The 13,146-nt window shown below is 71.7% G+C and carries 12 protein-coding genes; 8 read left to right on the forward strand and 4 right to left on the reverse strand.

The genetic code is table 11. The features are described from left to right. Positions 1-36 precede the first annotated feature (36 nt). Both A3IG_RS0113515 and hisC read right to left on the reverse strand, forming a co-directional pair. Positions 37-1,548: a cytochrome ubiquinol oxidase subunit I gene (locus A3IG_RS0113515; RefSeq protein WP_018384100.1), complete on the reverse strand. Its 1,512-nt coding sequence runs from the start codon at positions 1,546-1,548 to the stop codon at positions 37-39. Positions 1,549-1,964: 416 nt separating this feature from the next. Next, entirely contained in the window at positions 1,965-3,050 is a 1,086-nt protein-coding gene (gene hisC / locus A3IG_RS0113525) for a histidinol-phosphate transaminase (RefSeq protein ID WP_018384102.1), read from the reverse strand. Between the two features lie 361 nt (positions 3,051-3,411). Between hisC and A3IG_RS0113530 the strand changes: the two genes are divergently transcribed. The 4 genes from A3IG_RS0113530 (at position 3,412) to A3IG_RS0113545 (ending at position 8,166) form a co-directional block, all read left to right on the forward strand. Beyond that, on the forward strand, positions 3,412-4,509 hold the full coding sequence (locus A3IG_RS0113530; RefSeq protein WP_078500446.1) for a LacI family DNA-binding transcriptional regulator: 1,098 nt from the start codon (positions 3,412-3,414) through the stop codon (positions 4,507-4,509). Positions 4,510-4,717: 208 nt separating this feature from the next. After that, positions 4,718-5,848 carry a metallophosphoesterase gene (locus A3IG_RS0113535; protein ID WP_026220238.1) on the forward strand — a complete coding sequence of 377 codons (1,131 nt, stop codon included), beginning with the start codon at positions 4,718-4,720 and terminating at the stop codon, positions 5,846-5,848. 111 nt (positions 5,849-5,959) lie between these two features. Further along, entirely contained in the window at positions 5,960-7,009 is a 1,050-nt protein-coding gene (locus A3IG_RS0113540) for a hypothetical protein (protein WP_018384105.1), read from the forward strand. Between the two features lie 215 nt (positions 7,010-7,224). Continuing rightward, the gene (locus tag A3IG_RS0113545; RefSeq protein WP_018384106.1) at positions 7,225-8,166 is read left to right on the forward strand and encodes a hypothetical protein; all 942 of its coding nucleotides are present in this window, start codon (positions 7,225-7,227) and stop codon (positions 8,164-8,166) included. 200 nt (positions 8,167-8,366) lie between these two features. Here the strand turns inward: A3IG_RS0113545 and A3IG_RS0113550 are convergent, their stop codons facing one another. Then, positions 8,367-8,759: a phage holin family protein gene (locus A3IG_RS0113550; protein WP_018384107.1), complete on the reverse strand. Its 393-nt coding sequence runs from the start codon at positions 8,757-8,759 to the stop codon at positions 8,367-8,369. Between the two features lie 153 nt (positions 8,760-8,912). Here A3IG_RS0113550 and A3IG_RS0113555 point away from each other — a divergent pair, with 153 nt between their 5' ends. The 4 genes from A3IG_RS0113555 (at position 8,913) to A3IG_RS0113570 (ending at position 11,462) form a co-directional block, all read left to right on the forward strand. Further along, positions 8,913-9,230 carry a cupin domain-containing protein gene (locus tag A3IG_RS0113555; protein ID WP_018384108.1) on the forward strand — a complete coding sequence of 106 codons (318 nt, stop codon included), beginning with the start codon at positions 8,913-8,915 and terminating at the stop codon, positions 9,228-9,230. A gap of 88 nt (positions 9,231-9,318) precedes the next feature. Further along, positions 9,319-9,993 (forward strand): thiaminase II, encoded by a 675-nt coding sequence (tenA, locus tag A3IG_RS0113560; RefSeq protein WP_018384109.1) that lies wholly within the window; start codon positions 9,319-9,321, stop codon positions 9,991-9,993. 189 nt (positions 9,994-10,182) lie between these two features. After that, entirely contained in the window at positions 10,183-10,377 is a 195-nt protein-coding gene (locus A3IG_RS34255; protein ID WP_018384110.1) for a DUF5326 family protein, read from the forward strand. A 14-nt stretch (positions 10,378-10,391) separates the two neighbouring features. Beyond that, the gene (locus A3IG_RS0113570; protein WP_018384111.1) at positions 10,392-11,462 is read left to right on the forward strand and encodes a pyridoxal-phosphate dependent enzyme; all 1,071 of its coding nucleotides are present in this window, start codon (positions 10,392-10,394) and stop codon (positions 11,460-11,462) included. Between the two features lie 52 nt (positions 11,463-11,514). Here A3IG_RS0113570 and A3IG_RS29670 read toward each other — a convergent pair whose 3' ends face one another. Then, the gene (locus A3IG_RS29670; RefSeq protein ID WP_078500484.1) at positions 11,515-13,020 is read right to left on the reverse strand and encodes a YibE/F family protein; all 1,506 of its coding nucleotides are present in this window, start codon (positions 13,018-13,020) and stop codon (positions 11,515-11,517) included. Positions 13,021-13,146 lie beyond the last annotated feature (126 nt).

Here is a 13,146-nt window from a genome sequence, read left to right on the forward strand (position 1 = left end):
TGCCTGATCCGGGGTCGGTCCCGGTTGGGGCAGGTGTCAGTAGGCGAAGGCCAGGGGGCGGTCGGCGTCGGCGTCCGCGCCGGGGTCGTCGTCGCCGGGGTCCCTGAGCTCGTTGGGGGTCAGTTCGGCCGGGCCGGCCTTGGCGTAGGTGAGCAGCAGGCGCACCTCGATCACCGCCAGCACGCCGTACAGCGCGGTGAAGACGGCCAGTGAGGTGAGCACCTCGGCGGTGGACACGCCCGGGGACACCGCCGCGGAGGTCTTCAGCAGCCCGTAGACGGCCCAGGGCTGGCGGCCGGTCTCGGTGAAGATCCAGCCCCAGGAGTTGGCGATCAGCGGGAAGACCATGGTGATCAGCCCGATCCGCCAGAACCAGCGGCTGGGCCGGACGGCCAGGCTGCGACCGCGGGTGAGCATCAGCTTGGGGGGCTCGTCGGACGCCGTGCGGTGCTCCGGGGCCAGCCAGAACCTGCGCCGGGTCAGCCACAGCCCGACGACTCCGAAGGCGAACGAGGTCATGCCGAACCCGATCATCCAGCGGAAGCCCCAGTAGGCCACCGGGATGTTGGGCCGGTAGTCGCCGGGCCCGTACTTGAGCTGTTCGGCCTCGTTGATGTCGTTGATGCCGGGGACCTCGGCGGAGAAGTCGCCCTTCCCGAGGTAGGACAGGACTCCGGGGATCTCCACGGCGACCTTGTTGTGGCCCTCGTCCACGTCGCCGTAGGCGAAGAGGGTGAACGGCGCCGGCTTCTCGGTCTCCCACAGCGCCTCGGCCGCTGCCATCTTCATCGGCTGCTGCTCGTACATGACCTTGCCCAGGGCGTCTCCGCTGAGCGCCGTCCCGATGCCGAAGACCACCATGACGGTCAGTGCCAGGCGGAGCGAGGTCCGCATGACCTTCACGTGCCGGCGGCGGGCGAGGTGGTAGCAGGCGATGCCGGCCATGAAGGCCGCCGCGGTGAGGAAGGCCGCGGTGAGGGTGTGGGCGACGACCACCACGGCGGTCTTCTGGGTGAGGACGGCGACGATGTCCGTCATCTCGGCGCGGCCGGTCTCGGCGTCGATCCGGTAGCCCACCGGGTGCTGCATCCAGGAGTTGGCGGCCAGGATGAACGACGCGGACAGGACGGTGCCGAGGGACACCATCCAGATGCAGGCGAGGTGGACCTTCTTGGGCAGCCGGTCCCAGCCGAAGATCCACAGTCCGATGAACGTGGACTCGAAGAAGAAGGCGAGCAGGGCCTCGAAGGCCAGGGGGGCACCGAAGACGTCACCGACGAAGCGGGAGTACTCCGACCAGTTCATCCCGAACTGGAACTCCTGGACGATGCCGGTGACCACCCCCATGGCGATGTTGATCAGGAAGAGCTTGCCCCAGAACTTGGTGGCCTTGAGGTAGTGCTCCTTGCCGGTGCGCACCCAGGCCGTCTCCAGGACGGCCGTCAGGGCCGCGAGACCGATGGTCAGCGGGACGAACAGGTAGTGGTAGACGGTGGTGATGCCGAACTGCCACCGCGCGATGTCAACGTTCTCCAGGGCCAGGTGCACGCCGCGCCTCCTTCACCTACGCACCGAATGCGGTGATCGCCACATCCGCGCTGAACATCCCGAGTGACCCGAAAGCGGCAGCGCTTGTGAATGTGAACGCTTTCACAAGCTCCATTATGAGACAGTCCTTTCCATCCCTGCATGGGGGGGTTGTCCTGCGCCCCAGGGCTCCCAGCACCCCGCCAGCCCCCGGCCGAAACCGGCCATACCCCCGCTGACCTGGGCTGTCATGCCGAAAACCGGTGCACTGGGCCGCACCGAACGACGTGCCCCGCCGGGAACGCGGTGGCGTTCCCGGCGGGGCACAGTGACCGATCTCTCATCCCGTGGTTCCGGCAGGTCAGCGGCACGCCGGACTGGGGCGGCACGCCGTCGGCGGCGCGGCGGCGACCGCCCGTGACCACGGTTCCCGGGCGCTACAACTGCTCGCGGAACTTCTCGGCCACCCGCAGCACGAGGTCGTTGGCCTCCGGTTCCCCGATGGTGACCCGCACGCCTTCCCCGGCGAACGGGCGGACCACCACGCCCGCCTCCTCACAGGCCGCGGCGAAGTCGGCCGTCCGGTCACCCAGCCGCAACCAGAAGAAGTTCGCCTGGGAGGGCACCACCGTCCACCCCTGGGCGAGCAGCGCCTCCCGCACCCGGGCCCGCTCCTCCACCAGGGCCCCGACCCGCTCCAACAGCGCCGCCTCGGCCCGCAGCGAGGCCACCGCGGCGTCCTGCGCCACCTGGCTCACCCCGAACGGCACCGCGGTCTTGCGCAGCGCGGCGGCCACCGGCGGGTGCGCCACCGCGAAGCCCACCCGCAGCCCGGCCAGGCCGTACGCCTTGGAGAAGGTGCGCAGCACGCAGACGTTCGGCCGGTCCCGGTACAGCTCGAGCCCGTCGGGCACCTCGGGGTCGCGGACGAACTCGCGGTACGCCTCGTCCAGCACCACCAGCACCTCGCCCGGCACCCGGTCCAGGAACCGTTCGAGCTCGGCGCGGCGCAGGGCGGCGCCGGTCGGGTTGTTGGGGTTGCAGACGAAGACCAGCCGGGTCCGCCCGGTGACCGCCTCCGCCATGGCCTCGAGGTCGTGCCCCTCGTCCTTGGTCAGCGGCACCTGGACGGAGTCCGCCCCCGAGATCTGGGTGATGATCGGGTAGGCCTCGAAGGAACGCCAGGCGTAGACCACCTCGTCCCCGGGCCCGGCGGTGGACTGCACCAGTTGCTGGGCGATGCCGACCGAGCCCGTCCCGGTCGCCAGGTGCTCCATGGGGACGTCGAACCGTGCGGCCAGCTCCTCCAGCATGGCCGTGCACCCCATGTCCGGGTAGCGGTTGAGGGCCCCCGTCGCGGTGAGCGCCTGCTCGAGCACTCCCGGCAGGGGTGGGTAGGGGTTCTCGTTCGAGGACAGCTTGTAGGCGGGCGTGCCGTCCGCCGTCGCGGCGGCTGGCCGCCCCGGCCGGTAGGTGGGGATGCCGTCCAGCGCCTTCCGCAGTCTGGGCTGTTGCTCGCTCACGTTCCAGCGCCTCCACTCGCACGTGCCCGCCTCTCCTGTTGGAGTCGACGGGCGACCATATGGGTCGGTGAGCTCACCATATGAGGGGCGCGCGATCAGGGGGAGACGCCGCACTCCCCAGGCGCGCACGGCCGGCGTGAGCTGTGGTTCGGGTCACTCGTGCAGGTGAGTTGATACCTATCCGAGACCTAGTGTTCTCACCCGGCAATCCGACTCTTCGAGCGTAAAGCATCGGCAGAACCCGCGATCTACCCACAAGATCCAAGGCGGTGATCATTTTTCACCATGCAGAAACGTATCGCCTGACCTGCTCAGGTGCTTTCCCGCACAAAGAGCCTCCGAGCCCTACTATCGGCTCGCCATGACAGCAGCAGGACATCACCAGGCGAGCCGGCCCAGCGGTCGGCGGCTGGAGCGGGCGGGAATCCGGGACGTGGCCGCGGCGGCCGGTGTTTCGATCACGACTGTCTCCGACGCGCTCAATGGCAAGGGCCGCCTCCCCGAAGCCACCCGCCGTCATGTCCGCGAGGTCGCCGACAGGCTCGGCTACCGTCCCTCCGCCGCCGCCCGGACGCTACGCACCGGCAGGTCGGGACTGATCGGTCTCACGGTCACCACCTACGGAGAAGAACCGTTCACCTTCACCGAGTTCGCCTACTTCGCGGAGATGGCCAGGGCCGCCACCTCAGCCGCCCTGGCCCGGGGCTACGCCCTGGTCATCCTCCCCGCGACCTCCCGCCACGACGTGTGGAGCAACGTGGCGCTCGACGGCACCGTGGTGATCGATCCGGCCGAGCACGACCCGGTGGTAGCCGAGCTCGCCCGGCAGGGGGTCCCCGTGGTCAGTGACGGCCGTCCCGGGAACTGCCCGGTGCACGCCTGGGTGGACAACGACCACGAGGCCGCGGTCCTCGGCATCCTGGAGCACCTCGCCGCGGCCGGTGCCCGACGGATCGGCCTGCTCACCGGGACCAGCACCGACACCTACACCCGGCTGTCCACCACCGCCTACCTGTCCTGGTGCGAACGCGTCGGCCAGGAGCCGGTCTACGAGTGCTACCCCGCCCACGACGCGTGCGCCGGCGCCATCGCCGCCGACCGCTTACTCGCCCGCCCCGACCGGCCGGACGCCGTCTACGGGCTCTTCGACCCCAACGGCACCGACCTCCTCGCCGCCGCCCGCCGTTACGGCCTGCGCGTCCCCGAGGACCTGCTGCTGGTGTGCTGTAGCGAGAGCGACGTCTACGCCACCACCGAACCCCCGATCACCACCCTGTCCCTGAAGCCGGGACGCATCGGCACCACCGTCGTCCAGTTGCTGATCGACGTGATCGAGGGGGTCGGCGGAACCCAGCCGATCCAGCAGGTGATGCCGACCGACCTGATCGTCCGGACCTCCTCCCAGCGCCGCCCGCCCCGGGTCAAGGTCAGTCCGCCCCGCTCACCCGGCGCCGGTTGACCCGACGGCGCACCTCCCCGGCACCCACCAGTCCAGACGATTCTCCGCACTTTTTGTGGCATCGCTCCGAATCACAGCCCCCAGGTGCGTCACAACCGAACAGCGTCGTTCCTATGATGGGCGGATGACACCGGAAGAACCCCTCTGGCTCGTCGCAGGCGGACCTGGATCTCCCGGTGGGCACCGCGGCGCAAGGGTGGAGGGGTCGATGACGCAGGGGGCCGGTCCAGGACCCGTTGTCCAGGCATCAGTGAGCTGGCGTCCCGGGATGGCCGACTCCCCCACCCCGGCGCCGCCGTCCGTGCCTCCGAGCCCCCCCGCGCCTCCGGGCCCTGCCGCGCCTCCGGGCCCTGCCGTTCCGCCGAGCCCCGCGGTGCCGCCGAGCCCCACCGTTCCGCCGGGTTACACCCCCACCCAGCCGAACCTCCCCCTGGACCCGGCCCTGCTCGCCGCCACCCAACCGGAGCAGCCCACCGTCCAACTCACCACGGTGCCGGCCGGCGCCCACGCCACCGAGGCCGGCCCCGGGCCGCTGTTCGTCGTCGGCGACGTGCACGGGTACCTCGACGAGCTGCGCGAGGCCCTGTACGGCAACGGCCTGACCGACCACGACGGGCACTGGACCGGCGGTAACGCCCGGCTGTGGTTCCTCGGTGACTTCACCGACCGCGGGCCGGACGGCGTCGGGGTCATCGACCTGGTGATGCAGCTCTCCGCTGAGGCGGCGTCGGTCGGCGGCTACGCCAAGGCCCTGATGGGCAACCACGAGCTGCTGCTGCTCGGCGCCAAGCGGTTCGGGGACCAGCCGGTCAACTCGGGTGCCGGCACCGCCTCGTTCCTCGCTGCCTGGCGGCTCAACGGCGGTCAGCCGAGCGACATGGAACGGCTCCAGGACCACCACGTCTCCTGGATGGCCCGCCTCGACGCCGCCCACCTGGAGGACGACCACCTCCTGCTGCACTCGGACACCACCGCCTACCTGGAGTACGGGGACTCCATCGAGGCGGTCAACGACACCGTCCACGAGGTGCTGCAGCGCAGCGACGCCGACGAGTGCTGGGACCTGTTCCGGAAGTTCACCAAGCGCTTCGCGTTCCGCGGGGACGCCGGTCCGACGGCGGTGCGCGAACTCCTCGACGCCTACGGGGGGAGCCGGATCGTCCACGGCCACAGCCCCATCCCCTACCTGCTCGGCGAGGTCGGCTCGGAGAACGGTGACGGCGAGGGCTCCACCCGTGTGGACGGCCCCCACGTGTACGCCGAGGACCTGGCGGTGGCCATGGACGGTGGCGTGACCATGGACGGGAGCCTCCTGGTCGCCAGGTTGCCCCTGCGCTGACCACCCCGGGTGGGCTGCCTGCCGCCCCGGGCGCGGGGGGGTGTCGGTGCGGCCCGCTACGGTCAGTGGGATCCCGAACCGGGCCCCTGAGCCAGATGGGTGTCAACCGCCATGGCCCCGACCGACAGCACTCCCCCGACCGACGTCCCGCTGGGGACGGTCGTCCGCCGCCTCTTCGTGGAGCACAGCTACCACGTGCTGCCCCACGGCCCCGAGCTGGACATCGAAGCGCTGATCGACACCTACCCCGACGGGAACCGCCTGGTGGCGGCCGCCCCCGACGGCACCTCCCTCACCGTGGCTCCCGGCACCGAGTGGGGCGAGATCGAGGTCACCGTCAGCGTCCACGAGCGGGAGCCGGCCCCGGACCTCGGCCCCTGGGAAGAAGTGGAGGAGGTCAGCCTCCTGATACCCCCGCCCGCCGGCGCCCTGGAACTGCTGCCCATCGGGCAGATGGACTCCGACAGCGTGATCAGTCCCGAGCTGCCGGCGGCCACCGCGCCGACGTGGTGGCGGCTGCGCGTGCACGCCGCGGGTCGCGACGCCGCCCACGGCATGTGGTGCGTCTTCTTCCCGCACTCCCGCGAACCGGTCGTGGAACGCCACCTGCACACGGCGTGGCCAGCTCCCCGCTCCGCCGCGGAGGTCCTGAAGGAGTCCCACCTGACCACCCTCCTGCACCACGGGCGCACGACCGGCGCCACCGACGAGGAGCTGCACGACCGGTGGTGGGACGGCACCGCTCGCGCCGCCCTGGTCGCACTCGCCGGGCGGCCCCCGATCGAGGAGCTGATGCCGGCCGAGGGGTCACGGCCCGAAGACGTCCGCGTGTTCTGCGTCGAGCACGACGACCTGCGGCGACTCCGGGGCGGCGGCACGGTGCGGGTCCCCGTGCCCGCCGACGCCTGGCGGAGCCACCTCCAGGTCGGCGACCGCTACGACCTGGTGTGCGGCTCCGGGGACCCGTGCCAACGGGAGGTCGCGGCGACCGTGACGGGGACGGTCACCTACCCCACGGCCGAGCGGTTGCTCTCCGCCGAGGACGAGGAGTCACTGGTCCACCGCCTCCCCGATCCGGGGCTGCGCTCCCTGCTGTGGGAGGCGTACGAACGCGGTCACCACGGCATCACCGTGGTGTCCTTCTCCGCCGGGCGGCGCTGACGCAGGGAGTTCGACACCGTTCGTCCCATCACTGAGGGGCACCGCACACCCTAATTTCCCCAACACTCTGTCAGCGCGTCACCTCTCGGCTTTACCATCGAGGCACTGTTACGGCTACCCATGTCCAATCCGCCCGCCGAGCCGTCCCAACCGGGCTCGCAGAGCCGCCCCGCACCGGAGCGAAGGCCCGGAGAACGGAGCATCGGGGGAGGCATATGAACAGCGCTCCGCACCTGCTGAGTGAAGACCGACCGGAGTTCGAACGGGTTCTTGACGAGGCCCTGCGCGACGAGGACATCAGGGTCGCGCTGGCCGAGGCCGCCCCGGGGCTGGGCTCCGACCACCTGCGCGGCCTGGCCGTCAACGCCACCGCCACCATCACCGCGTGCGCGGTGACCGAGTACGAGCACTACCTGAAGATCCGCACCCAGGCCCGGGAGCTCGCCTCCGGCCGGCGACGGGGCCGCCCCGCGACGTCCACCGGGGGCGCGGAGGACCAACGGGCCACGGACGGATCGTCCGTCCGACGGCTGAGCGGCGCCGTGGACGGGACCGCCGGGGCCGGCGTGGTCGCCGCGGTGGCTGTTCTGACCCCGATCCTCGCGGGCACCTCCGCCCTGATCCTCCTGGCCAGCGGCTACCTGCTGAAGCTGGCCGATCCCGACCCGGCGGTGGCCGCGCCGCTGCGCTTCGCCGGGTGGCTGTTCGCGGCGATCGCCGCCACCGGGACGCTGATCGGCATGATCGGGGTGATGTTCACCGCGCTGCGCAACCCCGCGGCGGACACCGCCACCCTCCACGCGGACCGTTCCCCCGAGGTGGTCGCGGCCCGCGAGTCCTGGCGCCGCGCCCTGCTCGAGCGGGGGGTACGACCGTTCCTGCTCCAGGCGCTGACCACCGGGGATATAGGGCACCCGGCAGCGGCCGAGCCCACACCGGCGCGCCAGGCCTCCGGCGGGGAGGTCCGCCGCACGCCGTCCCTGGGCTACTCGGCACCGGGATTCACCAGCCCGAACCCGGACGAACCAGGCGCCCACCGGAGCCCACCGGACTACGCCAGCCCGAGGTACACCAGTCCCAGGTACTCGGGGCCCTCGTACTCCGGCCCCGACTTCGACACGGGTGCGGGCGACGGCCCCGACCCGGGCCACGGCTGAGCCTCCGCGTCCTGGCCGCGCCACCGAGCGAACCGTACCGGGCGGGGCTAGGGTGTGCCCGGGGGACGTGTGCGCCGTCCGCCCCCGCCGCGCCAACGGCCTCTCGCGGCCGGGAGCGGACGGCTCCCGGCCCGGCCCGGGCCACACAGCGGGCCCCCGCCGCCGGGCGGAACGCTCCCGTGGCGCTGGGCGGCCGCACCTCAGCGCACCCGGCGGTCCGCGCGGTCCGGGACGGCCACGTTCAGCCCCCAGGACACCACGCTGATGATCAGCGCCCCCAGGAGCGCGGCCCAGAAGCCGTCCACCTCGAACCCCAGGTCGAGCGCGCTGGAGACCCACGAGGTGAGCCAGAGCATCAACGCGTTCACCACGAAGGTGATCAGTCCCAGGGTGAGCACGAACAGCGGCAGCGCCATCAGCTTGACCACCGGTTTGACCAGCACGTTGATGACGCCGAAGACCAGCGCCACCACCAGCAGCGTGCCCGCGTCCTCCCACCAGTGTTCCTCGGTCAGGGTGATGCCGGTGACGACCCAGGTCGCCACTCCGATCGCGACGGCATTGACCAACGTCTTGACGATGATGTTCCTCATGCCCGAAATGCTGACAGGGCAGGCGGTGGCCCGTCGATCGGCCGGGCAGGGTTGAATGGCGCCTGGCACCCACGGTGGTCCCGTCCGGACCGCCGGGCGGGCCCGGCCGGGGCGAGGGAACGGCCGGCGAGGACAACGGGGAGGCGGCAGGCGATGAAGGTGTTCCGGTTGGACGACCTGGAGGCGGAGCGGTCCGCCAACCAGGGGGCGTACCTGCGTTTCCTCACCGAGCGGAACATGTCCGCCGGGCTCTACGCCCTGTCCCCCGGCGATCAGGACACCCAGCAGCCCCACGCCCAGGACGAGGTGTACCTGGTGATGAGCGGACGCGCCTCGATCACCGTGGGCACCGAGACCACGCATGTCGCCCGCGGCACCGTGGTCTACGTGCCGGCCGGTGTGCCGCACCGCTTCCACCACATCACCGAGGAGCTGCGGGTCATGGTCGTCTTCTCCCCGCCCGAGGCCTAGGCGGACTCCGCTGACCCGGCGCCCCGCGCACCACCCGTCACCCTTCGACGCCCATGCACCACCGACACCACCTCCCAGGGGAGCACCCGTGGCACCAACGAGTGAGCAGCCGCTGACCGAGCAGTTGTGGCGGAGCGCCGCACCCGTCTACGACTCGATCCTGGCCCACCCGTTCCTCGGGAAGCTGACCGACGGCACCCTCCCCCGGGAGTCCTTCCGGCACTTCGTCGTCCAGGACTCCCACTACCTGCGGGACTACTCCAGGGCCCTGGCCCTGTGCGCGGCCAAGGCGCCGACCGACGACGAGGTGAGGACGTTCGCCGAGGACGCGGTGGGGGCCATCGCCGCCGAGCAGGAGATGCACCGGGGGTTCATGGACGACCTGGGTCCGGTCCGCCCGGACGACGCCGAGGTGCTGCCGACCACGCAGGCGTACACCAGCTACCTGCTGGCCACCGCCTACTCGGGCTCCTACGCCGAGGCGGTCGCCGCGGTGCTGCCCTGCTACTGGATCTACGCCAGGGTCGGCGCCGAACTGCTGACCAGGTCCTCCCCCGACCCGCTGTACACCCGGTGGATCGCGGCCTACGGCGACGAGGCGTTCCAGTCGGTGGTGCGCAGGGTGCTGACGCTGACCGACCGTCTCGGCACGGGTCTCTCCACCGCTGAGCGGGACCGGGCGGTGCGGTGCTTCACCACCACCGCTCGTTACGAGTGGATGTTCTGGGACGCCGCCTGGCGCCAGGAACGCTGGCCCGTCTGAGCTGGAACGTTCCTCCGGTCACCCCGGACGCCCCCGCGCCGAGCACCCGCGGCGCCCGGCCCCCACCGGCCCCCGCGGAGTCCGTCTTCCCGTAGGGGGCGAATCCGGGGTGCATGGGGTCCGCCAGCCCTTCGCTGCCAGCGGCGACGGTCGTAAGCTCGTCAGCAGGAGACGAGGAAGGCCGACGAGATGAAGAAACTGTTCGCGCGACTCCCCGCGTGGGTACGCTGGGCGCTGATCCCGGCGCTGGCCCTCCTGCTGTTCGGGTCGGTGCTGATGAGTGTGATCAGCTTGATCGTCGGCCTGCTGTTCAAGCTGTTGCTGCTGGTGGCGCTGGTCGCCGCGGTGCTGTTCGCCGTGAAGAAGTTCACCTCCAGGACATAGGCGGTCCCGACACAGTGCGGAGATGGAGCGCGGAGGCACTGGACTACCTGGACCTCGAAGCGCGGGCGGTCCCGCGGGTGCCCCTGCACCGGGTGCCGCTGCCGCCGCAGTGGGACATCGCCCTGCACGTCCACGACGAGTCGGCCCAACCCACCGGCAGCGTCAACCACCGGCTGATCCGCGGCCATTTCCGGGAGGCCGTGGAGAGCGGCCGGATCAACGAGGACACCACCGTCGTCACCGCCACGGGCAGCACGGCCGCCGTGGCCGCCGCCTACTTCGCCCGGCTGCTGGACCTGCCGTTCATCGCCGTGGTGCCGGAGAGGACCTCCGCCGAACGGATAGCCGAAATCGAGACGCACGGCGGCAAGTGCGTCCGGTGGGGCCCGGCGGTCACGCTCCAGGACGAGGGCCGCAGGATCGCCGCCGAGAACGACGGCCACTTCCTCGACCACTTCGTCGGTACCGACCTGGCGCTCGCCCACGAGGCGGACACCCTCGCCTCCGACCTGTTCGCCAACCTCGCCGAGACCGACCACCCCGTCCCCGACTGGATCGTGGTCGGGGCCAGCACCGGGGCGACCTCCTCGGTGCTCGGCCGCCACCTGCGGCACCAGGGCTACCCCACCAAGCTCGCCGTGGTCGATTCGGAGAACTCCGCCTACTTCCCCGGCTGGATCAGCGGCGCCGCCGACTACACCACCGGAACGGCCACGCGCATCGACGGAGTGGGCCGCCCCCGGGTGGAGCCTGGTTTCCACTTCCGTCTCGTTGACCTGCTGATACCCGTTCCGGACGCGGCGAGCATCGCCGCCATGCGGCACCTGCGGGCCTGCACGGGACTGGAGTCCGGCCCGTCCACGGGCACCCACCTGTGGGGCGTGTGGGAGCTGGTCTCCGTCATGCGTCGGGACGGCCTCACCGGCAGCGTCGCCACCGTCCTCGCGGACGGCGCCGAGCACCACCGGCACACCTACTGGAACGACGCCTGGGTCACCCGGCAGGGCTGGCACCCGGACCCGTACCTCGCCACCATCGAGGGGTTCCTCGCCAGCGGCGAGTGGGTGCCCCCCGACGGCCGCTGAGCCGGCACCCGTCCGGCGACCGAGCCCCGGACCGGCCCCGCTCACAAGGCGTTCACCGCCGCCGTCGCCGTCCCCCGCCCCGCCTCCGCGCGCCCCGACCGGCGCCCACCCCGGCCACCCCGGCCAGCTCGGCCCGCTCGGCCCGCTCGCCCCCGGCCGGAGGGTCAGCCGACGCGATCAGCGCGGCCAACGCCGTGGTCACCGGCACGGAGGCGACCAGGCCGATGCTGCCCACCAGGGTGCGGACGATCTCCTCCGCCACCAGTTCGCTGGTCGCCACCGTGGCCACGTCGCTGCGCGCGACCGAGAAGAGCAACAGCATCGGCAGGGCCGCCCCCGCGTAGGCGAGCACCAGCGTGTTCACGGTGGACGCGATGTGGTCCCGGCCGATCCGCAGCCCCGCCCGGTACAGCGCGGAGGCGGTCAACGCCGGGTTGGCCGCCTTCAGTTCCCACACCGCGGAGGTCTGGGTGACGGTGACGTCGTCCAGCACCCCGAGCGAACCGATGATGACGCTGGCCAGCAGGAGCCCCTGGATCTCGATGCCCGGGTAGAGGGCGTGTACCAGACCGGTCTCGTCGGAGGTGTTGCCGGTCAGCGCCGCCCATTCGACGAACAGCGACCCCAGCAGCCCGATCAGGAGCAGCGAGACCAGCGTTCCCAGCACCGCGACGGACGTCCGCGCGGACAGGCCGTGGCACAGGTACAACGCGGCCAGCATGATGGCGCCACCACCGACCACGGCCACCAGCAGCGGATTGGAACCCTGGAGGATGGCCGGCAGGATGAACTGGGAGAGCACCCCGAAACTGATCACCAGGGCGATCAGCGCGGTCAGCCCCCTCAGCCGCCCCACCGCGACCACCACCAGCGCGAACACCACGGCGAGCACCAGGACCGGAACCCCCCGCTGCACGTCGATGACGGAGTACCGCAACTCCGGTGGCGCCTGCGGGGCGTAGGCCACCACCACCCCCTGCCCGTCGTGGTACTGGCGCGACTGGTCGGGCCTGACCACCTCGGTGAAGGTGGTCCCGCCGTCCTTGCCGCTGGTGACCTCGAACGTCACCAGCCGGCACCGGTCCGCGGCCTGCTCCCCACTGCCCGCGCCACCAGTTCCGGGAGCCGGCTGCTCCCTCGGTTCCCCCTGGCCCGGCGCGGCGTCCACGGCCGCGCAGGACCGGCCCTCGATCGAGACCACCTTCGCCCGCTCGGTGTGCTGGTCGAATCCCAGCCCCGTGTGCTCGTGCGGCGGCACCCCACCGGGCCACAGCACCACCAGGCCGGCCAGCACCGCCACCCCGAACGGGATCAGCACGGCCGCGATCACCTTCCGCAGACGCCCGGACACGGGCTCCGCCGGCCCGTGGGCGTGGGCGTGACCGTGCTGCGCGTGCTGCCCGTGGCCAGGCACGGGCTCGTGGCCGGGCCGCCCGTGACCGTGATCCGGTTGCCGGTGACCGTCGTGATCAGCAGGCCCGGGGCCCGGTGGTCGGCCCGGGTGCCCGGCCCCGTGGCCCTGCGCGGGGACACCCGGCTCCCACCCTCCCCCCGGCATCGTTCCGCCGCGCCGTTCCTCGTCACCCGGCTGCCGCACGTGGTGGCTCCTCTCCGCGTCCGGCTCCGATCATCTCCGCTACCGCGCGCTGGCGCGGACACCGACCGACCCGTTAGCGTGAACGCG

The sequence above is a fragment of the Wenjunlia vitaminophila DSM 41686 genome (assembly GCF_000380165.1).
Classification (GTDB): Bacteria; Actinomycetota; Actinomycetes; order Streptomycetales; family Streptomycetaceae; genus Wenjunlia; species Wenjunlia vitaminophila.